The following is a 22,813-nucleotide window of genomic DNA, read 5'->3' on the forward strand; positions in this document are numbered from 1 at the left end:
GACCGCGCGACGGGACCTACACGTCGATGCGGTCGCGGTCCAGGCCCTCGCCGGCCAGGATGAACTCCTTGCGCGGGGCGACGTCGTTGCCCATCAGCAGCTCGAAGACCTTCGCAGCGGACTCGGCATGGGGCACCTGGACCCGACGCAGAGTGCGGTGCGCCCGGTCCATCGTCGTCTCCGCGAGCTGGTCGGCGTCCATCTCGCCGAGCCCCTTGTAGCGCTGGATCGGCTCCTGGTACTTCTTCCCGGACTTCGCCAGCTTCTTCAGCACGGCCTGCAGCTCTTGCTCGGAGTACGTGTACAACGTGTCGTTCGGCTTGCCGCGGTTGATGACGACGACCCGGTGCAGCGGCGGCACCGCGGCGAACACCCGGCCCTGCTCGATCATCGGCCGCATGTAGCGGAAGAACAGCGTCAGGAGCAGCGTGCGGATGTGGGCGCCGTCGACGTCGGCGTCCGACATGATGATGACCTTGCCGTACCGGGCCTGGTCGAGCTCGAACGTGCGACCGGACCCGGCGCCGATGACCTGGATGATCGAGGCGCACTCGGCGTTCGAGAGCATGTCCGCGACGGATGCCTTCTGCACGTTGAGGATCTTGCCGCGGATGGGCAGGAGCGCCTGGTACTCGCTGTTGCGCGCGAGCTTGGCGGTGCCGAGCGCGGAGTCGCCCTCGACGATGAAGAGCTCGGTGCCCTCGACGTCGTTCGACCGGCAGTCCGCCAGCTTCGTCGGCAGGGACGAGTTCTCGAGCGCGTTCTTCCGGCGCTGGGTCTCCTTGTGCGCTCGGGCTGAGATGCGGGTCTTCATCTCCGCGACGACCTTCTCGAGCAGTCCGGCGGCCTGGGCCTTCTCGGTGCGCTGGGTCGACGTCAGGATCTCGGTCATCCGTTTCGACACGACTGAGTCGACGACACGACGGACGGCCGGCGTCCCGAGGATCTCCTTCGTCTGGCCCTCGAACTGCGGCTCCGGCAGCCGGACGGTCAGCACGGCGGTGAGTCCCGCGAGCACGTCGTCCTTCTCGAGCTTGTCCTGCCCGAGCTTGAGCTTGCGGGCGTTGGCCTCGACCTGGGTGCGGACGGCCTTGACCAGCCCGGCCTCGAAGCCAGCCTGGTGGGTGCCGCCCTTCGGCGTGGCGATGATGTTCACGAAGCTGCGGAACACCGTCTCGTAGCCGTCGCCCCAGCGCAGGGCGATGTCGACCTCGCAGGTGCGCTCGACCTCGGTCGAGACCATGTGGCCCTTGTCGTCGAGCATCGGCACCGTCTCCTTGAAGGTGCCGGAGCCCTGGATGCGCCAGACGTCGGTCTTCGCACCGTCCACGGCGAGGTGCTCGACGAACTCGCCGATGCCGCCCTCGTACCGGAAGCGCTCGACGACCGGCCCTTCGGCGACCTCGACACCCGTCGCGGCGGCGCGCTCGGCGGCCGCGGCGATCGCGGTCGGGCGTTCGTCGGTGATCGTGAGGCCGAGTCCGGGCACCAGGAACGCCGTCTGGCGCGCACGGTTCACCAGGTCCGCCATGCTGAAGGCGGCGTCCCTGGTGAAGATCTGCCGGTCGGCCCAGTAGCGGACCCGCGAGCCGGTGACGCCCTTCTTGACCTTGCCGACGACGCGCAGCTCACTGCCGGAGGTGAAGGGGCTGAACGGTGCGTCCGGGCCGATGCCGTCCGAGTCGTCGAACAGCCCGGGTTCCCCGCGACGGAACGACATCGCGTAGGTCTTGCCCCCGCGGTCGACCTCGACGTCGAGGCGCTCCGACAGCGCGTTCACGACCGAGGCGCCGACACCGTGGAGCCCGCCGGACGCCGCGTAGGACCCCGACCCGAACTTGCCGCCGGCATGCAGCTTCGTGAAGACGACCTCGACCCCGGTCAGGCCGGTCTTCGGCTCCACGTCGACGGGGATGCCCCGGGCGGTGTCGGTGACCTGGACGGACCCGTCCGGGAACAACCGCACGCCGATCTCGTCACCGTGTCCGGCGAGGGCTTCGTCGACGGAGTTGTCGATGATCTCCCACAGGCAGTGCATCAGACCACGGGAGTCCGTCGACCCGATGTACATGCCGGGACGCTTCCGGACCGCCTCGAGTCCTTCGAGGACGGAGAGATGCCGTGCGGAGTAGTCGGAGCTCACCTCCCGAGCCTACCCAGCACGGCCGACACCACGGCCCTGACACTCGCACTGGGGACGATCGGTCCGCGCTGAGCGAAATGGAGTGCCCCAATGCCGTACATCCAGGCAGCACGTGTTGAAATGGTGCAACCAGGAAGCACCACCTGCAATCCGTGAGGAGCACAGCAATGACCCAGACCGTGCAGGACCTCTCCATCGACGACGTCAGCAACCACCAGCTCACCGCTGCCGACCGGTGTGACAGCTGCGGAGCGCAGGCCTACATCCGAGCCACCATGGCCAGCGGCGAACTGTTCTTCTGCGCCCACCACGGCGCGGAGTTCAAGGACAAGCTCGCAGCCACCGCGATCGAATGGCACGACGAGAGCAGCCGACTCCGCGAGTCGAAGTAGCGCGCCGAGGCGCGAGTACAGCAAGACGGGAGGCCCGGTGCCAGTTGGCACCGGGCCTCCTGTCTGTCTGTGGACCCTTCTAGAACTCGCGGTTCAGCGCCCAGGCGGCACCTCGGTAGCTGTTCGGCCCCCACACGCCGTCGATGGGGCCGCTGTAGCGGTCGTGGTCGGCCGCCCACCGCTGCAGCGCTGCGATGGTGAGGGGGTGCTCGGTTCCGTAGAAGTTCCCAGACTGGTAGTACCCGCCGACCGCAAGTCGCTTTGCGACGAAGACCCATGCGTCTGATCGCATCTGGCCGTCGATCTCGCCTGCGTACCCAGCCTTGCTGGCCATGCACTGCAGCCGCTTGTAGAAGATCGGCCCGGGTATCCCGTCGTACTCGGTCGTGGTCGTCGGGACCGAGCTGCAGGCCGAACTGATGCGCGGCGTTGCAGCCTCAGCAGGAGCTGTCTGGACGATGGCACCCGTCGTGGTCAGTGTCACGACGAGTGCGCCGACCAGCGCGAGGACGGATTTGGTGTGGTGCATGAGGCCTCCTTTGTCGGCCTCCAACATTTCACATCCCGTTGCCGATGTGTCGGCTCTGGCAACTGTTGCCACGATCGCGGGGACGACGAAGGCCGGGCCCGTGCGGGCCCGGCCTTCGTGAGCGTCACGCGATGCGCTTGAACGCCTTGTCGACGTAGCGGTCGACCGTCGCCCGCGCTTCGCGCGCGTACCGGTCGATGGTCGCCGTCTGCTCCGGGTCCGGCGCGTACTCGCGGCCCCGCCGCGCGGCGGCCGCGGCGAGGACACCGTCGGTGAGGGCCGGGTTCAGCGGCAGGAGCGGGCCCTGCGCGTGGGTGCCGAAGGAGGTCCCGCGGCCGGCGCCCTCCACCGGGGAACCGGCCTGGTTCCCGCCACCGGAGACGACGTCAGCGAACGGGGTGACGCCTGCGCCGAGCTCGATCCGCGTGGCGTGGTCCTCGAACGCTGCGAGCCGCTTGGAGGCACCGTCGAGCAGCGGGTAGCGGGTCTCGAGCACGAAGTAGTTGACGCGACGCTCGGCACCGCGGACGGCTCGGGCATCGAACACACCGAACCCCTGCACCGGAGCGCCCTCCGTCGGGATGACCTCGTTCGTCGCGAGGTCGAACCCGCCACCGACCGCGACCATCGGCACGCCCGCGGCCACGAGGTCGCGGAGGGGCGCTGCGATGCGCGCGACGTCGCTCCCGAGGGACCGCATCGCGCTGAGCGGGCCGTTCCCGATGACGACGACGTCCGCCGCGGCGGGCAGGTCGCCGCCCGGGGCGTACTCGACGACCTCGGTCGGGAGGCCGGCGGCGGCGGCACGACGGGTGAGGGCGACCACGTTGCCGCGGTCCCCCGACACCCCCATCTGCCGCGGGTAGACGTGCAGGATGGTCAGGCGATCGGCCGTCATGCGGTCTTCTCCAGGTCCGGGTGGCCGAGGGCCTTCCGGGCGATCATCATGATCTCGTAGTTGACGATGAAGTTCTTCGTGCCGGTGCTCGTCGTGCCGAGGCCCTGCATGTGCTTGATGGCGGTCTCGACGTCGGGTTCGACCCGGCCGATCCGGACGCCGGCGTGTTCGAGGGCGATCGCGATCTGCCAGGCCTTGTCACCGGAGACGACGTCGACGTGGTCGAGCTTGGAGAAGTCGATGTCGTAGATCCACGAGATGTCCGGGGTGCCCTCGTCGATCGCCATGAGCACCTGCTCGGGGTGGTCCGGCAGTGCGTCGAGGTTCAGCTGCAGGCTCGCGGCGTTCTTGAACATCGTGAACTCGGCGGACTCGCCGGCGATGGGCAGTCGCTCACCACGGCCGTACGCCGGCTTCATCGTCGAGAAGGCCCGCGTGACGGCGTCCGGTCGGAACTGCGTGCCGAGCGCGGCACTGGCCGTGGCCGTCGCCGCAGCGGCGTCGACCGCGTAGTGCAGCCCACGGGCGGGCAGGCGCACGGCGATGTCCGATCCCGCGAAGGCGATCGTCGCGGCGTCGCCGGTGTGCTCGGTGACCTCGGCGTCGATGACCGACTGCTCGGCGTCAGCGCGGTCGAAGTCGTCGGCGTTCTGCAGGCCGTTCGGGCTCGCGGCGACGATGGCGGGGCTCGCACCGAAGCGCAGCACCCGCTGGCCGTCGACGGCCGTGTAGGCGTCGAGGAACTGGTCGTCGTGGTTGGTGATGACGTTCGCGGTCGACAGTGCCGCCGTGTCGAGCATCATCGTCGCCACGCGCTCGGTCTCGAAGAACCGGTAGAGCTGGTCGACCTGGACGTTGAGCATCGTCACGGTGGACGGCGACAGGATGCCGGCGAGCTCCACGGCGAAGGCCTCGTCGACCTCGAGGATGCCGATGTCCGCCTTGAGCCGACCGGTCAGCGAGACCTCCGACAGCAGCGCGGACGCGATGCCCTGCGGCAGGTTCGCGCCCGACGGGTTGGTGAAGACCCGGAGCCCGTGTGCCCGGACGATGTCCGAGATCATGTGCGTCGTCGTGGACTTGCCGTTCGACCCCAGCACGAAGACGACCCCGTTGGGGAACTGCTCCGTGACGCGCTGCAGGAAGTCCGGCACGAGCTTCAGGACGATGAAGCCCGGGTAGGCGGACCCCCCGCCCCGCGCACGGGCGAGGGCGCGGAGGATCCGCCCGATGAGGATCGGGATGAAGAAGCGCACCGCTCGGCCTACTCGAGGTAGTCGCGCAGCGACTGCGACCGCGACGGGTGGCGGAGCTTCGCCATCGTCTTGGACTCGATCTGGCGGATGCGCTCACGCGTCACACCGAACGTGTCACCGATCTGGTCGAGCGTCTTCGGCTGACCGTCGCCCAGGCCGAAGCGCATCCGGATGACACCGGCTTCGCGCTCGGACAGGGAGTCGAGCAGGCTCTCGAGCTGCTTCTGCAGCATCGTGAAGCCCACCGCGTCGGCCGGCACGACCGCCTCGGTGTCCTCGATGAGGTCACCGAACTCGGAGTCGCCGTCCTCACCCAGGGGGGTGTGGAGCGAGATCGGCTCGCGACCGTACTTCTGGACCTCGACGACCTTCTCCGGGGTCATGTCGAGCTCACGGGCGAGCTCTTCCGGGGTGGGCTCGCGGCCCAGGTCCTGCAGCATCTGCCGCTGGACACGGGCGAGCTTGTTGATGACCTCGACCATGTGCACCGGGATGCGGATGGTGCGGGCCTGGTCGGCCATGGCGCGGGTGATCGCCTGACGGATCCACCACGTGGCGTAGGTCGAGAACTTGAAGCCCTTGGTGTAGTCGAACTTCTCGACGGCACGGATCAGGCCCAGGTTGCCCTCCTGGATGAGGTCGAGGAACTGCATGCCACGGCCGGTGTAGCGCTTGGCGAGCGACACGACGAGGCGGAGGTTCGCGCCGAGCAGGTGCGACTTCGCCCGCTGGCCGTCCCGAGCGACCCAGCGGAGCTCGCGCTCCTCGGGCTTGGACAGGCCGGTGACGTGCTGGAGCTTGTCCTCGGCGAACAGACCGGCCTCGATGCGCATCGCGAGCTCGACCTCCTGCTCCGCGTTGAGCAGCGCGACCTTGCCGATCTGCTTGAGGTAGTCCTTGACGGGGTCGGCGGTCGCACCGGTGATCGTCGTCGAGTAGACCGGCGCCTCGTCGTCGTCGGACTGCGAGATGACGAGCGCACCCGCGGCGACGGCGTTGGCGGCCTCGACCGCGGCGGTGCGCGGCTTGTCCTCGGTGTCGTCGTCGGTGTCGTCCGTCGCGTCGACTGCCTCTGCCGGCTCGACGGTCTCGTCCTCGTCCTCGTCGGACGCGGCCTTCTTCGTCGCGGGCTTCTTCACCGCGGCCTTCTTCGGGGCAGCCGCCTTCTTGGCGGGGGCCTTCGTCGCGCGCTTCTTCGGCGCAGCGGTGCCGTCGGTCTCGGGGCTCTCGGCCTCGGTCACCGTGTCGGCGTTGTCCTTCGTGGGATCGATCGTCGTGCTCCGGGCAGCCATGCGATCACCTCTCTCGTCGTGCCACGTTCCTGGGGTCGTGGCCTTCCCTCTGCCACGCGGGACCCGTGCCGCAGTTCCCCCGCGTCACTGGCCCCGTTGCTCCTGGCAACGCCGCCCGTTCAGGGCAGCATGAGGACCCATGTCAAGTCCCCCGACGAAACACGCGCCCTGGAAGAGCACCTGTACATGGGAGGCCCGAACGGGTCCTGGTCTCATTATTGCACGGTCCGCTTGCGCAGGCGTGCAACGAGTGCAACCCAGAGCGGTGCGACCCGTATTCCGTCCTGCAGGTGCATCTGGGCGCGCGTGCGACGCCGGGCGTGCAACAGCATGCCGACACCGAACCCGACCACGACGTACTGCACGGTGAGCGCGACCCGGAAGTTCGCCCAGGCGAAGACGGTCTCCCCCGTGGCCCGGGCGACGGCGTCGAGGAGCAGGCCGATGCAGAACATCATCACGAAGGCCGCGAGGAAGCCCCCGACGTTGACGACCCCGTTCGCCGACCCCAGGGAGCCCATCGGGTTGAACGAACGCGCGAAGTCGAACCCGATGAGCGAGCCGGGGCCGCCGATGCCCATCGCCACGACGAGCAGCACCAGGAGCCAGGTCGGCGGGTGTCCCGGCCAGAGCAGGACGAACGTCCAGACGACACCGAGCAGGACGACCACGCCGAGCACCAGGTTCGACCGGCGGAGCGGGTACCGGGCGCAGAGCACCCCGAGCAGCGGCCCGGCGACGAACCCGACCGCGACGATGACGGTGAGGAACCCAGCGGCCTCGGTCGAGGAGTAGCCGAGCCCGCGGAGCATCGGCACGCCCCAGAGCAGGCTGAACACCGTGCCCGAGGACTGGGTGACGTAGTGCGACCAGAAGCCGAGCTGCGTGCCGGGGCGGCGGAGCGCGTGCCCGAAGGTGTGGAACGCCGCCGACCAGGTGTGCGGCAGCGGGATCGTGTCGGTTCGGACGGGGACGGGTCCGTTGCGGACGAACACGAACGCCAGGACGAGCCCGACGGCACTGGCCGCCGCAGCCACCCCGAACGCCACGGTCCACCCGGCGCTGTGCAGCAGCAGCGCGAAGGGGAACGCCGAGGCGATCTGGCCGACCTGCCCGAGGTTGCCCGTCCACTGCGAGATCTGCGGCAGGATCCGGCCGCTGAACCACATCGGCAGCAGGCGGATCACCGAGATGAAGGTCATCGCGTCCCCGGCACCGACCAGGACCCGCCCGACCACCGCCGGGCCGATCGTGGGTGACACCGCGACGACGGCCTGCCCGAGCACCAGCAGCAGCGCGCCGAGCAGCACCAGGCGCCGTGGCCCGATCCGGTCGAGGGCGATCCCGACGGGGATCTGTAGCCCCGCGTACACGGCGATCTGCACGACCGCCAAAGTGGAGAGGACGGCGGCGGAGACCGCGAAGCGGTCCTGCGCGTCCACGCCGGACACGCCGAGCGAGGACCGCTGCACGACCGCAAGGACGTACGCGAGGACCGCGACGCCCCACACGACGAAGGCACGGCGGGAGTTCACCCGACCAGGCTAGCGGCGCGTCACCACTGCCAGGACGAGCTGTGGAGCACGTGCGCGGCGCGGACGGCTGTGGTGGAGCCTCCAGCCCGGATCAGTCGTCGGAGGCGTCCCGGCGGTCCGCCAGGAACCGCTCGAGCTCGGCCGCGATCGCGTCGGCCGTGGGGACCTCGCCGTCGACGCCGGTGAGGGGCGAGCCGACGGGGTTGCCCTCCATGTAGGTGTCGTGGCGCTCCTCGAGCGCCGCGACGAGTCGCTGCAGCTCGCCGTTGCCGGCCACCTGCTCGTCGACGCGGAGGGCGAACTCGCGGCCCTCTTCGCGCAGGGCGTCGGTCGGGAAGATCAGGCCGGTTGCAGCGGCGATCCCGGACAGGGCCGCCACGGCGGCGTCGGGGTACTCGGTGTCGGAGAGGTAGTGCGGGACGAGGAGCACCAGGCCCGTGACCTGGCGCTCGAGCTCGGTCAGGCGGTGCTCGACGAGGTGCAGGACGTTCGCGGGTGCCTGGGTCTCCGGCTTCCAGACGCTCATCGACTCGATGAGGTCGGCGCGCGTGCCCGACACGGTCAGGCTGACGGGGCGGGTGTGCGGCACGGGCATCGGGATCGACTGGACCCACGTCGTGTCCACGACCTGGAGCTCGGCGGCGAGGTCGGTCACCGCGCGGACGAACCGGTTCCACTGGAAGTCGGGCTCGTAGCCGGACAGGAAGAGGAACGGCTGCCCGATCTCGTCCCGCACCAGGTGCAGGGCGAGCCGCGGCGGTTCGATGTCGGTGATGTGGTCGTGCTCGAACGTGATCACCGGGCGACGGGCACGCCAGTCGAGCAGCGCGTCCGGGTCGAACTCGGCGACGAGCCGGGTGTCCAGCCGCTCGAGGATCGAGGTGGTCACCTGGGCGACCGCCGAGCCGGCGTCCGCGAACCCCGTGAGCCCGGCGACCAGGTGCAGGCCGGTCGGGACCGTCGGGGCGGACTCGTCGAACGTGTAGAGGTCCTCGGGGCGGTTCACCGTCCCAATGCTAGGCGGGGGCCCCGACACCACCCGCCACGACGCCCACGCCGACAGCGAACAGTGCCTGGATAGGGTTGGAGCATGGTCCGACCGACGCTCTCCACTGACTCCACCTCCCCCTCCTCGATCGACGCCGACGTCCTCGTCGTCGGTGTCCGGCCCGGCACCGACGGCGCTCCCGCGACGATCGTCGCCCCCGCGACCACGCCCTTCTCCGCGCTCGACGACCTCGACCTCGCGGCGATCGGCGTGACGGGCGCGAAGGACCAGCTCGTGCGCCTGCCCGGCACCGGTGTCAGCGCCCGCAGCATCGCGCTGATCGGGCTCGGCGCCGGCACCGACGCCGCCGCGGTCCGCTCGGCCGCCGGCAGCGCCGTCCGCCAGCTCCCCCTCGTGTCCTCGATCGCGCTCGCGCTGCCGACCGACTCCGAGGAGCTCGTCGACGCCGCCCTCGAAGGTGCCGCGCTCGGCGCCTACTCGTTCACCCGGCACAAGGGCATGGGCAGCACCGGACCGGTGCTGGGCGACCAGCGCGTCGTCGTGCTCGCCCCGTCCGCCGTCGCCGACGCCACCGTGCGCCCGGCGATCGTCGCCGACGCGGCCGCCCTGGTGCGCGACCTCGTCAACACCGCCGCACTGGACCTCGGCCCGTCGGACGTCGCGGACGTCGCGACCGGGCTCGCCGGCGACCTGCCGCTGACCGTCGAGGTCCTCGACGAGACCGCGCTCGAGGAGCAGGGCTTCGGGGGCATCCTCGGCGTCGGCGCCGGGTCCGTCCGTCCCCCGCGGCTGGTCGTCGTCCGGTACGCGCCGGATTCCGCCACGAAGCACCTCGCCCTCGTCGGCAAGGGCATCACGTTCGACTCGGGCGGGCTCTCGCTCAAGCCGGCCGCATCGATGCTCGGCATGAAGACCGACATGACCGGCGCCGCGACCGTCCTCGCCGCAACCGTCGCCGCTGCCCGACTCGGCCTCGACGTCAAGGTCACCGCGTGGCTCTGCCTGGCCGAGAACATGCCGTCCGGGTCGGCGATCCGCCCCGGCGACGTCCTGACGCTGAAGAACGGCAAGACCGTCGAGGTCACGAACACCGACGCCGAGGGCCGGCTGGTCCTCGGTGACGGCCTGGCCGCCGCCTCGCTCGAGCAGCCCGACGCGGTCGTCGACGTCGCCACGCTCACCGGTGCCCAGGTCGTCGCGCTCGGCGACCGCACCACCGGCCTGATGGGCACCGACGACCTCGTGGCCCGTGTCCGTGCCCTCGCCGAGGCCGTCGCCGAGCCGATCTGGCCGATGCCCCTCCCCGAGGAGCTCGACGCCCGGCTGTCCAGCGACGTCGCCGACATGGTGAACGCCACGGTGGGCAACCCGGCCGGCGGCATGCTGCTCGCGGGCAAGTTCCTGGAGCGCTTCGTCGGCGAGGGTGTCCCCTGGGCGCACCTCGACATCGCGGGCCCTTCGGAGAACAAGGGCGGCGGCTACGGGTGGCTGGGCAAGGGACCGACCGGCGCGATGGTCCGCACCCTCATCTCGCTCGCAGAAGACCTCCAGTCCAAGTAGTAGGTTTGGTTCCGGTGGGCAGGCGTCGATGCGCCACCCACCGGAACGACACGGGACGGGACCGGAACCATGCGGTCCGACCGTCGGACGCCGCCGCGGTGGTGTCCATGTGCGGGCCGCGACCACCACAACGGATCCGGCCCCGACATGCACGAGGGAGCAGCACCAGGTGACGGAACAGACTTACGACGTCGTGGTCCTCGGTGGCGGGAGCGGCGGGTACGCAGCCGCGCTCCGGGCAGCCGAGCTCGGGATGAGCGTCGCGCTCATCGAGGGCGACAAGCTCGGAGGGACGTGCCTGCACCGCGGCTGCATCCCGACGAAGGCGCTGCTGCACTCCGCCGAGATCGCCGACGGCGCGCGTGACGCCGAGAAGTACGGCGTCCTGGCCGAGTTCGCCGGTGTCGACGTGCCCAAGGTCATCGAGTACCAGCAGGGCGTCATCAACTCCAAGTACAAGGGCCTGCAGGGCCTCATCAAGGCCCGCGGCATCACCGTCGTCGAGGGCTGGGGCCGTCTGACCTCGCAGAACACCGTGCAGGTCGGCGACCAGACCGTCACCGGCAAGAACGTCGTGCTGGCCACCGGGTCGTACTCGAAGTCCCTGCCCGGGCTCGAGATCGGCGGCCGGGTCATCACCTCCGAAACCGCCCTCCGCATGGACTACGTCCCGAACAAGGTCGTCATCCTGGGCGGCGGCGTGATCGGCGTCGAGTTCGCCAGCGTCTGGAAGTCCTTCGGCGCCGAGGTCACCATCGTCGAGGGCCTCCCCCACCTGGTCCCCGCCGAGGACGAGTCGATGTCGAAGCAGCTCGAGCGCGCGTTCCGCAAGCGCGGCATCGAGTTCTCGCTCGGCACCCGGTTCCAGGGCGTCGAACAGCACGAGAACGGCGTCGTCGTCACGCTCGAGGACGGCAGGACCTTCGACGGTGACGTCCTGCTCGTCGCCGTCGGCCGTGGCCCCGTCACGCAGAACGTCGGCTACGACGAGGTCGGCATCACGATGGACCGCGGCTTCGTCATCACGAACGAGCGCCTCGCCACGAACGTCCCGAATGTCTACGCCGTCGGCGACATCGTCCCGGGCCTGCAGCTCGCGCACCGCGGCTTCCAGCAGGGCATCTTCGTCGCCGAGGAGATCGCGGGGCTCAACCCCGTGGTCATCGAGGACAAGAACATCCCGAAGGTCACCTACTCCGACCCCGAGGTCGCCTCCGTCGGCCTCTCGCAGTCGAAGGCGGAAGAGGAGTACGGCGCTGACAAGGTGGACTCCTACGAGTATAACCTGGCCGGCAACGGCAAGAGCCACATCATCGGCACCGCCGGTGCCGTCAAGGTCGTGCGCGTCGTCGACGGCCCCGTCGTCGGCATCAGCATGATCGGTGCCCGCGTCGGCGAACTCATCGCCGAGGCCCAGCTCGCCGTGAACTGGGAAGCCCACCCCGAGGACGTCGCGCCGCTCATCCACGCGCACCCGACGCAGAGCGAAGCCCTCGGCGAGGCGCTCATGCACCTCGCGGGCAAGCCCCTCCACGCCCTGTGAGCCGGCGCGCGATGCCACAGACAACCACCACGAACCACCCCTGCGAAGAGGAGTCCACCCGATGAGCGAATCCGTCAACCTCCCGGCGCTCGGCGAGAGCGTCACCGAGGGCACGGTGACCCGATGGCTGAAGAACGTCGGTGACCGGGTCGAGGTCGACGAGCCGCTGCTCGAGGTCTCGACCGACAAGGTCGACACCGAGATCCCGTCGCCGATCGCCGGCGTGATCGAGGAGATCCTCGTGCCGGAGGACGAGACCGTCGAGGTCGGCACCCCGCTCGTGAAGATCGGCGACGGCTCCGGGTCCTCCGACGGCGACTCCGGTTCGTCGGACTCCTCCGCGTCGGACTCGTCCGAGTCGAACGAGGCCGCTGCCGACGAGGAAGCGCCCGAGGCCGCGCCGAGCACCGAGCAGGACACCGAGGCCAAGGCCCCGGAGCCGACCGAGCCCGAGCCGGCTCCGGCCGGACAGACCCAGCCCGCAGCGCCGGCCGCTCCGTCGGCACCGCCTGCCGCAGCCCCCGTGCCGCAGGCTGCCCCGGTCCCGCCGCCCGCCGCGGCGCCGGCTCCGCCCGCACCTGCCGCTCCGGCCCCCGCTGCGGTCCCGGCACCGCCCGCCGCGGTCTCGAGCGCGCCGACGGCGTCGGCTGAGGTCCCGAACCCGTCGCAGACCGGCGCAGCGTCCGGCTACGTCACGCCGCTGGTGCGCAAGCTCGCCAACGAGCAGGGCGTCGACCTGTCGACCGTCACCGGCACCGGTGTCGGTGGGCGCATCCGCAAGGAGGACGTGCTCGCCGCCGTCAAGCCCGCTGCGGCGCCTGCTGCTTCCGCTGCACCCGCAGCCGCGGCCGGCCCGTTCGTCGCCGAGGTCTCCCCGCTCCGTGGCACCCGCGAGAAGATGACCCGCCTGCGCAAGGTCGTCGCCGAGCGTGCCGTGCAGTCGATGACCTCGACCGCCCAGCTGACGAGCGTCGTCGAGGTGGACGTCACGAAGGTGGCGCAGTTCCGCGACGCCCACAAGGCCGAGTTCCTCGAGAAGACCGGCGCGAAGCTCTCCTTCATGCCGTTCTTCGCCCTGGCGGCCTCGGAAGCGCTCAAGGCGCACCCGAAGATCAACTCGACCGTCGACGGCGAGGAGATCGTGTACCCGGAGACGGAGAACGTCTCGATCGCGGTCGACACCGAGCGTGGCCTGCTCACCCCGGTGATCAAGGACGCGGCCTCGCTCGACCTCGCGCAGTTCTCGAAGGCGATCGCCGACCTGGCCGAGCGCACCCGCAACAACCAGCTGAAGCCCGACGAGCTCGCCGGCGGCACCTTCACGCTGACCAACACGGGTTCGCGCGGTGCGCTGTTCGACACCCCGGTCGTGTTCCTGCCGCAGTCGGCCATCCTCGGGACGGGCATCGTGACCAAGCGTCCGGCCGTCGTGAAGGTGGACGGCCAGGAGGCCATCGCGATCCGCTCGTTCGTGTACCTGGCGCTGTCGTACGACCACCGGATCATCGACGGTGCGGACGCGTCGCGCTACCTCGTCGCGGTGAAGAACCGCCTCGAAGAGGGCAACTTCGCCCCGAACCTGGGGTACTGACCCGCACGTCCAGGTCTGACCGACGGCCCCGGCTCCCCTCGTGGGAGCCGGGGCCGTCGTCATGTGCCCCTGAGGCCCAGCACGCCGGCCGCGACGAGTCCGGCGGCGACGACCGCCCCGACGAGCACCTTCCGCGGTGCCACCCGGGTACCGCCGGCGCCGAGCCGCACGCCACGCTCGACGACGTCCTGCACCACGGCGAGGATCCCGGTGGCGGCCGGCGGCGCAGGTGTCGCAACGGCGTACACGTCCGCCGGGGGGTCCCAGCGGACAGGACGCGGCGGGCCCGTCGCCTGCACGACGGCGACGAGGCGTCGGAGGTCCTCCACCGCACCCCCGAGCGCCCCGGCCACGGCGTCGTCGACCGCGGCGCGGCACGGCTCACGGGGGTCGACCCGTTCCCACACGCTCCGCACCGCGTGGAACAGGGCGACCGTGCCGGGCGACTCCGAGGTCCGCGCAGGAGCCGAGCCGGGGTCGACGGCTGGAGGATGGTCGACGAGGACCGGCGCGCCGGAGTCGTCGACGAGGACGTCGTCGGCACGGGCGTCCCCGAGCAGCACGGCGCCGGCAGCGGCGTCGACGGCCAGTTCGAGCAGCGGGAGCGTCAGGGTGACCGCGACGCCGGTGGTCGGCACCCCGATGCGGTCGAGGGCGTCGGGGAGCGGCATGCCGCTGAGCTGTTCGGTCTGCACCACGAGCCGTCCGGAGGCACTGCGACCGACGGTGGCGACACGGACGCAGTGCTGCGGCTCGGCCGCGCAGCGGTCGGCCACCCAGACAGCGAAGGGGCCGGTGTCCGGGCCGACCCAGCGGTGTTCGACGGTGGTCGTTGGCATGGTGACCAGCGTGGCTGCGGCGGGATGAGCCTCCCGGCCGGGTGCGACCGTCTGTGGAGAACTGGGTTCGCCCACAGCTGTTCACCGACGGTCCACACGACGGCCGTCAGGCCGTATCCTGGGGGCATGGCACGAAGCAGCTCGACCGACACGAAGGCGAAGGCGAAGGAGCCGGGACGTCTGAAGCAGATGTTCCAGGTCTTCCAGATGACTCGTCGGGCAGACCCGACGTCCATCTGGTGGTTCGCTGCCGCGTTCCTCGTCCCCGTCGTCCTCGGGGTCCTCCTGGCGCTCCTGCTGCCGGGGCAGAACTGGCTGGCGATCGTCCTGTGGATCCTCGCCGGTGTGCTCCTCGGTGTGCTGCTGTTCCTGATCGTGCTCGGGCGACTGGCCGAACGTGCCGCATACTCGCAGATCGAGGGCCAGCCCGGAGCCGTCGGTGCCGTGCTGTCCAACTCGCTCCGTCGCCAGTGGCGCTCCAGCGAGATGCCCGTCGCGGTCCACGGCCGTTCGCAGTCCGCCGTCTACCGTGCCGTGGGGACGCCTGGCGTCGTGCTGATCACCGAGGGCCAGGTCGGCAACATCTCCCGCCAGGTCGACGAGGAGCGCCGCAAGGTCCAGCGCATCGTCCCGAACGTCCCCGTGCACGTCGTGCACGTCGGTGACGGCTCGGACCAGGTCACGCTGCACAAGCTCCCCCGTGCGATGAACAAGTACAAGAAGTCGCTCAACCGCAACGAGGTCCTCGCGGTGGCGAACCGTCTCGACTCCCTCACCCAGAGCCCCGCGTCGGCGATCCCCAAGGGCATCGACCCCACGCGGGTCCGCGCCGGTCGTCCGCGCTGACCACGGCCTGACGTCGCTGAACGCCCCCGACCGCTGCGGTCGGGGGCGTTCTGCGTCGCGCACCGTGCACGCTTCCTCAGGTGGTGCGAGGTTGACCACCCCGTGCAGCGCGGTCGCGGGGCACGGAGTGGTCGACCTCGCACGGGGGCGCGGCCCGCCTGCCCGCGGGGCGCACCTGCCCGCGCGTCCTGGCCGCGCGGCGCACGCACTCGCGCCTCAGCGCCGGACGAGCACCGTGCCGGCCGCCGCGTCGTGCAGCGGGCGGCCGTCCTTCGCGTGGATGAGCACCGGCACCACGATGCAGAGCAGCACGGTGCGCACGACCGGACGCCACACCCCGACGTAGCCACCGCGGACCGGCACGACGCGGAGCCCGAGGCAGACCTGCCCGAACGACCCGGAGAGCAGCGGGATGAAGACGACCTGCAGCGCGGCGAAGATGCCGAGCGTGATGAAGTTGCCCGCGTCGCCGTAGGTCCCGAGGCCGAGCGACACGAGGCACGCGAGCGCCCAGTCGATCACGAGCGCGACGAACCGCCGCCCGAAGCTGGCCATCGACCGAGGCCCGGACTGCGGCAGCCCGAGGAGCTTGCCGGGCCACTCCCCCGCACCGGCACCAGCAGCGGAGGAGGACGACGAGGTGGGGCGGGCCATGCCTCCAGGGTAGGCGACACCGGGTGCGTAACACGCCGGAAACAACGCAGTCACGTCCGGGAAACCCCGTGTCTCTAGCCTCGTCGGAGGGTGCCTCTCGGTCCCCTCGAACCACCACCCAACCAGTAGGAGAACGACTCACATGTTCAGTGATTCCTCCGAGGTGCTCGCCTTCATCAAGGACACGGACGTCAAGTTCCTCGACATCCGTTTCACGGACCTCCCCGGGGTCCAGCAGCACTTCAACATCCCCGCGTCCACGGTCGACGAGGACTTCTTCTCGGTCGGGCAGCTCTTCGACGGCTCCTCGATCCGCGGTTTCGCGTCGATCCACGAGTCCGACATGCAGCTCATCCCGGACGTGACGACCGCGTACGTCGACCCGTTCCGCGCGGAGCGCACGCTGATCATGGTGTTCGACATCTACAACCCGCGCAACGGCGAGATCTACAGCCGTGACCCGCGCCAGGTCGCCAAGAAGGCCGAGAAGTACCTCGCCTCGACCGGCATCGCGGACACCGCGTTCTTCGCCCCCGAGGCCGAGTTCTACATCTTCGACGACGTCCGCTACTCGGTCACGCAGAACGAGTCGTTCTACGCGGTCGACTCCGAGGAAGGCGCCTGGAACACGGGTCGCACCGAAGAGGGCGGCAACCTCGCCAACAAGACCCCGTACAAGGGCGGCTACTTCCCCGTGTCGCCGGTCGACAAGACCGCCGACCTGCGCGACGACATCTCGCTGAAGCTGATCGACTCCGGCCTCGAGCTCGAGCGCGCGCACCACGAGGTGGGCACCGGCGGCCAGCAGGAGATCAACTACAAGTTCGACACGATGGTCCACGCCGCGGACGACATCCTGAAGTTCAAGTACATCGTGAAGAACACGGCCGAGCAGTGGGGCAAGGTCGCCACCTTCATGCCGAAGCCGATCTTCGGTGACAACGGCTCGGGCATGCACACGCACCAGTCGCTCTGGTCCGACGGCACCCCGCTCTTCTACGACGAGAACGGCTACGGCGGCCTCTCCGACCTCGCTCGCTGGTACATCGGTGGCCTGCTCAAGCACGCTCCGGCCGTCCTGGCGTTCACGAACCCGACGATCAACTCCTACCACCGTCTGATCCCGGGCTTCGAGGCCCCCGTCAACCTCGTCTACTCGGCGGGCAACCGCTCGGCCTCGATCCGGATCCCGATCACGGGCACCAACCCGAAGGCCAAGCGCATCGAGTTCCGCGCGCCCGACGCCTCCGGCAACCCGTATCTGGCGTTCGCCGTGCAGCTGATGGCGGGCCTCGACGGCATCCAGAACCGCATCGAGCCGCACGAGCCCGTCGACAAGGACCTCTACGAGCTCCCCCCGGAGGAGGCCAAGAACATCCCGCAGGTGCCGGCTTCGCTCGACGCCGCGCTCGCAGCACTCGAGGCCGACCACGAGTTCCTGCTCAAGGGGAACGTCTTCACCGAGGACCTCATCCAGACGTGGATCGACTACAAGCGCGAGAACGAGATCCTGCCGATGGCGCAGCGTCCGCACCCGTTCGAGTACGAGCTGTACTTCGGAGTCTGAGTTCCGCTCCACCCGCGAAGGGCCCCGCACCGTCAGGTGCGGGGCCCTTCCGCGTGCCGGGGCAGGTGCGCGAGCCGGGGCAGGTGTGCGGGCCGAGACTCGGTTCGGCGGACAGGACGCGCCCGCCGGACGGCGCGAAGTGTCCGCCGGGCCGAGACTCGGCGCGCGGGCTGCGGCCGGCGTCCCGGACGGGACCGCCTGGAGGCCCGGTGGCGGGCCTCCAGGCGGGTGCGGTTGCACCCATAACGGTTGCGATGGGAAGCGGGAACGCGCGTTGCGGGTCGGAAGGAAGGACCCCCTACGCGCGAATCGACCTCCGACGCGCGATTCGACTCGCTACGCGCGATTCGACGTGCTGCGCGGCGGCCTGGGACGCGCGGAACGACCCGCGACGCGCGATTCGACTCGGTACGCGCGATTCGACCGGCCACGCGCGGCTCGCCCGGGCGCGCGAAACGGGGCCCGCACCGCCCCGGCACGGACCCCGTCTGCTGCAGGCGACTAGCGGCTGGTGGCCAGCACGTCGTTGGATCCGGCAGCAACGCTCACGGGTGCACCCGCGACCGGCGTGGGACGTCCCAGGGAACGGACGGACCACCCCGCCTTGACCCAGTCGGTGACCGGGAGGCAGTTGCGCGCGTCGATCACGACGCGGCGTCCGACGAGGTCCCCGAGGGCGACCGGGTCGGCGTCGATGATGTCGTCCCACTCGGTGAGGACGAGGACGATGTCGGCACCCTCGAGCGCCTCGGTCATCGACGTGGTGTAGCTCAGGGTCGGGAACGAGCGCTTGGCCGTCTCCATCGCCTCCGGGTCCCAGAGCGTGACCTGGGCGCCACGGAGGTGCAGCGCCGCGGCGACGTTGAGCGCCGGCGAGTCGCGGACGTCGTCGGTGAGCGGCTTGAACGCCGCGCCGATGACGGCCACGCGGCGGTTCAGGACCGATCCCCCGGCGGCGTCGATCGCCATGTCGATGACCCGCTGGCGCTGGCCCATGTTGATCTCGTCGACCTGCTGCATGAGCCCGACGACCTGGCCGGCACCGATCTCGTTCGCGCGGTACATGAGCGCGCGGATGTCCTTCGGCAGGCACCCGCCGCCGAAGCCGAGGCCGGCGTTGAGGAACTTCCGGCCGATGCGGGCGTCGTGGCCGAGGGCGTCGGCGAGCGTCGTCACGTCGGCACCGGTGATGGCGCACATCTCGGAGATCGCGTTGATGAACGAGATCTTCGTGGCGAGGAACGCGTTCGCGCTGACCTTGACGAGCTCCGCGGTTGCGAGGTCCGTCGTGATGACCGGGGTGCCCTCGCTGATCGGTGCGGCGTAGACCTCGCGGATCACGGCGTCGGCGGCCTCGGACGCGCCGCCCCAGACCAGGCGGTCCGGGTGCAGGGTGTCCTCGACGGCCTTGCCCTCGCGGAGGAACTCCGGGTTCCAGATGAGCTCGGCGGTGATGCCGACGGGGGCGAACTCGCGGACGATGCCGCGGAGCCGAGCTGCCGTGCCGACCGGGACCGTCGACTTGCCGACGATGACCCCGGGGTGGGTCAGGTTCTCGGCGACGCCACGGGTGGCGCTCTCCACGTACGCCAGGTTCGCGGCGTGCGAGCCGGCCTTCTGGGGTGTTCCGACGCAGACGAAGTGGACGTCCGCTGCCGCCACGGCCTCGGCGATGTCGGCGGTGAAGCGGAGCTTGCCGCTGGCCACGTGCTTCGTGATGAGCTCGGGCAGGCCGGGCTCGAAGAACGGGACCTGGCCGGCGGAGAGTGCGGCGAGCTTGGCCGGGTCGACGTCCACGCCGATGGTCTCGAAGCCCATCTCGGCCATGGCGGCCGCGTGGGTGGCGCCGAGGTAGCCGGTGCCGATGACGCTGATGACGGGCGCGGGACGGGTGTCCTCGTCGGAGTGCTTCTGAGCGGTCATTGCTTGACCTCCTGCAGGTCGTAGTCGGTGTCGGTGCGCGAGATGCCGTCCACGAACGCCTGGAGGCTGTCCGCTCGGGAGTTGAGACGCCAGTCGTTGGTCGACCGGACGCCGTCCACCACGGTGGTGGCGGTCTCGCTGAAGTAGGAGAACCCGATGACGTCGTCGTTCTCCGGCTTCGCGAGCCCGTCGAACAGGGACGTCAGCCACTTGGACTTCTGCCCGCCCGTCACGGTGGTACCGGACTCCGTGGCGCCGACCTCGCTGAGGAGGATCTTCTTGCCAGGAGCCACGTCCCGGAGCTGGCGGAGGGTGGCGTCGAAGGTGTTCGAGAAGGTCGGGTCCTCGGAGGCCGTGCGGTAGTAGCCGCTCATGCCGACCCAGTCGACGTACGACGGGCCCGGGTAGTACGCCTTCAGGTAGTCGAGTGTCTGGTACTTGGCGTTGCCGAGCTTGTCGATGCGGCTCGGGGCCCAGTTCCAGATGACGTAGTCGTTCGCGCCGGCCTTCGTGAAGACGTCGTGCACGTGCTGCCACATCGCCACGTAGGACTTCGGTGCGTTCTGCTGCGCGGCACCCTCGGACCAGTTGTACCAGGAGCCGTTCATCTCGTGGTCGAGACGGATGACCACCGGCTGCCCGTTGGCCTTCAGCGCGTCGGCGTACTTCGTCAGGTAGGCGTCGAACTTGCCCGAGACGATGTCCTGGTTCGTGTAGCCCTCGACGTACTTCTGGTCGTTGCCGGTCTTCGACGGCGCGGACTCCCACGTCATGAGCGGGACGCGACCGTTCGCCCAGGAACGCTGGACGGCGTTGGCGTTGAAGTCCTGGTCGAAGCCCTGGAAGAACCCGACCATGTTCGTCGCCTTGCCGACCTGCTGGGACACGTCGTCGTACTCGGCCCAGTTGAAGGGCGACTGCGCCGTGTAGAGGCCGTACCAGCGCGACGACTGCGCGAGGACCTGTGCCTTCGTGGGCGTGACGACCGGCGTGACGGGATCGGGGTCCTTCGACGGACCGGTGTTCGGGTTCGTCGCCGGGGCACCGGACCCGCCACCGTCGGCCGACGTACCCGAGCCGTGCGAGCCTCCCGTACCGGAAGTGCCGGAGGCACCGTACGTACCGGACCCACCGGACCCGGACCCGCCCTTCGCACCGGCCGCGGACTTCGCGCCGGCAGCCGAGGCCTTCGCCGACCCGAGCTGCGACTGGAGCGACGCGATCTGCGCCTTGAGCTGGGAGACCTGGTCGCCCCGCGAACCCGACTGGGCGTTCGTGGATTTGAGCTGCCCCTCGAGCTTCCAGATCCGCTGCTGTGCGGCGTCGAGCCGGACCTGGAGGGCCTTCGCGTCCACCGTCTTCTCCTGCGCGGTCTTCACGCCGAGCGCGTGGTGGACCGCGGTGGAGACGGGGCTGGACGGCGAGATCCAGACGTTCCAGGTGATGAGGGCCAGGGCGAGCACGATCGCGGTGGTGCCGACGGCCGTGCGCTTGGCGTGCTTGGAGGAGGGTGCCCACCACGTGCTGGTGGAGCGGAAGAGGTCAGACAATGAGGAACGCCTCCAGGGCGAAGATCGCGAACCCGATGAAGTACGGGATCGACGCGTACGGGTTGTACCGACGACGGGCCTTCACCGGAGCGGAGCTCGCGGCTGCCGTGCGGGCAGCGGGAGCCGCAGCAGCGGGGGCCGCAGCAGCCGCAGCCGCCGCTTCCCGCCGCGTGGCGAGGACGGTCGTCGTGGAGTTGGTGGTGACGTCGAGCTCACCGGCTCGGCCGTCCGGCGACGTGAACAGCTCGTCGAAGGCCCGGTCCACCGCAGCCTGGTCGCTGGCGTACCCGGCGGGGACCCGGTCGACCGGACTGACCGGCGTCTGCGTGGCGACGGCCTGGGGCTGGACGGGTTCCTCCTCCATCGGTCCACCGGCGTAGGCACCGGCACGGGTGCCCCAGCCGCTGGCGTGGCCGAGTCGGAAGAAGCCGACGAGCCGGATCGGCATGAGGAAGAACGTCGACACGATGATGAACATCGGCAGGCGGAAGAAGTCGCTCGGCTTCTCGGCGAGGTGTCGCATCTGCCGGATGGCCATGCTGAGCACGCTCGAGAGGACCATGAGCGCGGCGACGTAGACGAAGCCGGTGGAGAACCCGTACTGGTGCAGGATCCCCTGGTACAGGTTCTCGCCCTGCCCGGTGAACGCGCGGTAGATCCAGCCCGCGATCACGCCGAAGAGCATGAACGGCAGGATGATGTCGGTGATGAAGAACAGCGCCAGCACGGGGGCGTGACCGAGCATCCAGGGCATCATCCGCAGCGTGTTGTACTGCGAGCCGCGTGCCCAGCGGAGCTGCTGCTTGAACAGCTTCTTCACCTGCAGCGGAGCGTCCGTGTAGACCAGCGACGTGTACTGGTAGACGGTCCGGTAGCCCTCCTTGAGCGTCAGGTTCGTCAGCGTGCGGTCGTCGGAGACCTCGAGGAAGACGCCCATGAACTTCTCGTGCATGAACTTGTCCATGACGCGCATGAGGATGTTCCGGCGGAACGCGATCGTCCGCCCGGGCAGGCAGCCGATCTGTCCGAGGACGCTCTGCGCGGGCATCGAGTACAGCGCGCGGGAGTTCTCCAGCCAGTCCGCCCAGCGGGTGATCCAGGAGCGCTCGGGCTCGAGGATGCGCTGACGGGTGGTGACACCGCCGACGGACTCGTCGGCGAACGGCCGGAGGAGTTCCTCGAGCGCGCCGGGCGTCCAGACGGTGTCGGAGTCGACGAGCACCGTGATGTCGCCGTTCGACATCTCGGTGCCGACCTTGACGGCGTTGCGCTTGCCGGGGATCGGGGTGTGGGTCCAGCGGACGAGTGGGGCGAACTCGTCGCAGACCTCCTCGAGGGCCTCGTTGCGCGCGCCGTTGATGACGACGATGATCTCGCCGGGACGCTGCTCGACCATGCGGCCGATGACGTCCCGGAAGAGGTCGAGTGGCTCGTCCACGACAGGGACGACGACACTCGTCGTCCCGGTGTACGTGCCGGTGAAGGGGCGGTAGCGGGCGGACAGGACGACCTTGAGCACCCAGAGCAACCAGATCACCGCGGAGTACACGGCGAACAGGTAGAACTCGGGGTGCCCGTCGACCATCTGCCTGATCTGCAGAATGAAGGTGAACATCGATCCCTGCTGCAACGTTCGAGGGGGAGATTCCGCGCCATCGGAGAATCGGGGTCGGTTCGGGTGACCCC

Annotated in this window: 18 protein-coding genes; 6 read left to right on the plus strand and 12 right to left on the minus strand. The window is 69.9% G+C overall.

Annotation, left to right across the window (positions count from 1 at the left end; all coding sequences use genetic code 11):
• Positions 1 to 16 precede the first annotated feature (16 nt).
• Positions 17 to 2,143, minus strand: coding sequence for a DNA gyrase/topoisomerase IV subunit B (locus ITJ54_RS03465; RefSeq protein ID WP_194625886.1), 2,127 nt, complete (start codon positions 2,141 to 2,143; stop codon positions 17 to 19).
• A 167-nt stretch (positions 2,144 to 2,310) separates the two neighbouring features.
• Here ITJ54_RS03465 and ITJ54_RS03470 point away from each other — a divergent pair, with 167 nt between their 5' ends.
• Positions 2,311 to 2,535, plus strand: a complete 225-nt coding sequence (locus ITJ54_RS03470; protein WP_071275757.1) for a hypothetical protein — start codon at positions 2,311 to 2,313, stop codon at positions 2,533 to 2,535.
• Between the two features lie 79 nt (positions 2,536 to 2,614).
• On the opposite strand, the gene ITJ54_RS03475 is transcribed toward ITJ54_RS03470, so the two are convergent.
• From ITJ54_RS03475 to ITJ54_RS03500, 6 genes are all read right to left on the minus strand, one after another.
• Positions 2,615 to 3,064 (minus strand): hypothetical protein, encoded by a 450-nt coding sequence (locus ITJ54_RS03475; RefSeq protein ID WP_194625887.1) that lies wholly within the window; start codon positions 3,062 to 3,064, stop codon positions 2,615 to 2,617.
• Between the two features lie 124 nt (positions 3,065 to 3,188).
• Positions 3,189 to 3,962, minus strand: coding sequence for a type 1 glutamine amidotransferase (locus ITJ54_RS03480; RefSeq protein ID WP_194625888.1), 774 nt, complete (start codon positions 3,960 to 3,962; stop codon positions 3,189 to 3,191).
• Entirely contained in the window at positions 3,959 to 5,218 is a 1,260-nt protein-coding gene (locus ITJ54_RS03485) for a MurT ligase domain-containing protein (RefSeq protein WP_194625889.1), read from the minus strand. Before ITJ54_RS03485 ends, ITJ54_RS03480 begins: the two co-directional genes overlap by 4 nt.
• Before the next feature lie 8 nt (positions 5,219 to 5,226).
• A complete protein-coding gene (locus ITJ54_RS03490) occupies positions 5,227 to 6,510 on the minus strand; it encodes an RNA polymerase sigma factor (protein ID WP_194625890.1) in 1,284 nt (427 codons plus the stop codon).
• 215 nt (positions 6,511 to 6,725) lie between these two features.
• Positions 6,726 to 8,045: an MFS transporter gene (locus ITJ54_RS03495; protein WP_194625891.1), complete on the minus strand. Its 1,320-nt coding sequence runs from the start codon at positions 8,043 to 8,045 to the stop codon at positions 6,726 to 6,728.
• Positions 8,046 to 8,136: 91 nt separating this feature from the next.
• Positions 8,137 to 9,051, minus strand: a complete 915-nt coding sequence (locus tag ITJ54_RS03500; RefSeq protein WP_374116143.1) for a proteasome assembly chaperone family protein — start codon at positions 9,049 to 9,051, stop codon at positions 8,137 to 8,139.
• Positions 9,052 to 9,135: 84 nt separating this feature from the next.
• On the opposite strand from ITJ54_RS03500, the gene ITJ54_RS03505 reads away from it, so the two are divergent.
• The 3 genes from ITJ54_RS03505 (at position 9,136) to sucB (ending at position 13,748) form a co-directional block, all read left to right on the plus strand.
• On the plus strand, positions 9,136 to 10,614 hold the full coding sequence (locus tag ITJ54_RS03505; protein WP_194625892.1) for a leucyl aminopeptidase: 1,479 nt from the start codon (positions 9,136 to 9,138) through the stop codon (positions 10,612 to 10,614).
• Between the two features lie 169 nt (positions 10,615 to 10,783).
• On the plus strand, positions 10,784 to 12,157 hold the full coding sequence (gene lpdA / locus ITJ54_RS03510) for a dihydrolipoyl dehydrogenase (protein ID WP_194625893.1): 1,374 nt from the start codon (positions 10,784 to 10,786) through the stop codon (positions 12,155 to 12,157).
• A 61-nt stretch (positions 12,158 to 12,218) separates the two neighbouring features.
• Positions 12,219 to 13,748 (plus strand): 2-oxoglutarate dehydrogenase, E2 component, dihydrolipoamide succinyltransferase, encoded by a 1,530-nt coding sequence (sucB, locus tag ITJ54_RS03515; protein WP_194625894.1) that lies wholly within the window; start codon positions 12,219 to 12,221, stop codon positions 13,746 to 13,748.
• A 59-nt stretch (positions 13,749 to 13,807) separates the two neighbouring features.
• Here sucB and ITJ54_RS03520 read toward each other — a convergent pair whose 3' ends face one another.
• The gene (locus ITJ54_RS03520; RefSeq protein ID WP_194625895.1) at positions 13,808 to 14,587 is read right to left on the minus strand and encodes a hypothetical protein; all 780 of its coding nucleotides are present in this window, start codon (positions 14,585 to 14,587) and stop codon (positions 13,808 to 13,810) included.
• Between the two features lie 126 nt (positions 14,588 to 14,713).
• Here ITJ54_RS03520 and ITJ54_RS03525 point away from each other — a divergent pair, with 126 nt between their 5' ends.
• Positions 14,714 to 15,433, plus strand: coding sequence for a DUF4191 family protein (locus ITJ54_RS03525; RefSeq protein ID WP_194625896.1), 720 nt, complete (start codon positions 14,714 to 14,716; stop codon positions 15,431 to 15,433).
• Positions 15,434 to 15,649: 216 nt separating this feature from the next.
• On the opposite strand, the gene ITJ54_RS03530 is transcribed toward ITJ54_RS03525, so the two are convergent.
• A complete protein-coding gene (locus ITJ54_RS03530; protein WP_194625897.1) occupies positions 15,650 to 16,087 on the minus strand; it encodes an RDD family protein in 438 nt (145 codons plus the stop codon).
• A gap of 142 nt (positions 16,088 to 16,229) precedes the next feature.
• Between ITJ54_RS03530 and glnA the strand changes: the two genes are divergently transcribed.
• Positions 16,230 to 17,654, plus strand: a complete 1,425-nt coding sequence (gene glnA / locus ITJ54_RS03535; protein ID WP_071275783.1) for a type I glutamate--ammonia ligase — start codon at positions 16,230 to 16,232, stop codon at positions 17,652 to 17,654.
• A 501-nt stretch (positions 17,655 to 18,155) separates the two neighbouring features.
• On the opposite strand, the gene ITJ54_RS03540 is transcribed toward glnA, so the two are convergent.
• The 3 genes from ITJ54_RS03540 to ITJ54_RS03550 are packed head-to-tail and all read right to left on the minus strand — an operon-like array spanning position 18,156 to position 22,742.
• On the minus strand, positions 18,156 to 19,577 hold the full coding sequence (locus ITJ54_RS03540; protein ID WP_194625898.1) for a UDP-glucose dehydrogenase family protein: 1,422 nt from the start codon (positions 19,575 to 19,577) through the stop codon (positions 18,156 to 18,158).
• Complete coding sequence (locus ITJ54_RS03545; RefSeq protein ID WP_194625899.1) at positions 19,574 to 21,127, minus strand: glycoside hydrolase family 26 protein; 1,554 nt, start codon at positions 21,125 to 21,127, stop codon at positions 19,574 to 19,576. Before ITJ54_RS03545 ends, ITJ54_RS03540 begins: the two co-directional genes overlap by 4 nt.
• Positions 21,120 to 22,742, minus strand: a complete 1,623-nt coding sequence (locus ITJ54_RS03550) for a glycosyltransferase family 2 protein (protein WP_194625900.1) — start codon at positions 22,740 to 22,742, stop codon at positions 21,120 to 21,122. The genes ITJ54_RS03545 and ITJ54_RS03550 overlap by 8 nt, the downstream gene beginning before the upstream one ends.
• Between the last annotated feature and the right edge of the window lie 71 nt (positions 22,743 to 22,813).

The organism is Curtobacterium sp. VKM Ac-2865 (genome assembly GCF_015350905.1).
GTDB lineage: Bacteria > Actinomycetota > Actinomycetes > Actinomycetales > Microbacteriaceae > Curtobacterium.

Coding starts and splice junctions, on each gene's coding strand:
- ITJ54_RS03470 (WP_071275757.1), top strand. CDS start 2,311: ATGACCCAGACCGTGCAGGACCTCTCCATCGACGACGTCAGCAACCAC.
- ITJ54_RS03475 (WP_194625887.1), bottom strand. CDS start 3,064: ATGCACCACACCAAATCCGTCCTCGCGCTGGTCGGCGCACTCGTCGTG.
- ITJ54_RS03480 (WP_194625888.1), bottom strand. CDS start 3,962: ATGACGGCCGATCGCCTGACCATCCTGCACGTCTACCCGCGGCAGATG.
- ITJ54_RS03490 (WP_194625890.1), bottom strand. CDS start 6,510: ATGGCTGCCCGGAGCACGACGATCGATCCCACGAAGGACAACGCCGAC.
- ITJ54_RS03505 (WP_194625892.1), top strand. CDS start 9,136: ATGGTCCGACCGACGCTCTCCACTGACTCCACCTCCCCCTCCTCGATC.
- sucB (WP_194625894.1), top strand. CDS start 12,219: ATGAGCGAATCCGTCAACCTCCCGGCGCTCGGCGAGAGCGTCACCGAG.
- ITJ54_RS03520 (WP_194625895.1), bottom strand. CDS start 14,587: ATGCCAACGACCACCGTCGAACACCGCTGGGTCGGCCCGGACACCGGC.
- ITJ54_RS03525 (WP_194625896.1), top strand. CDS start 14,714: ATGGCACGAAGCAGCTCGACCGACACGAAGGCGAAGGCGAAGGAGCCG.
- ITJ54_RS03530 (WP_194625897.1), bottom strand. CDS start 16,087: ATGGCCCGCCCCACCTCGTCGTCCTCCTCCGCTGCTGGTGCCGGTGCG.
- glnA (WP_071275783.1), top strand. CDS start 16,230: ATGTTCAGTGATTCCTCCGAGGTGCTCGCCTTCATCAAGGACACGGAC.
- ITJ54_RS03540 (WP_194625898.1), bottom strand. CDS start 19,577: ATGACCGCTCAGAAGCACTCCGACGAGGACACCCGTCCCGCGCCCGTC.
- ITJ54_RS03550 (WP_194625900.1), bottom strand. CDS start 22,742: ATGTTCACCTTCATTCTGCAGATCAGGCAGATGGTCGACGGGCACCCC.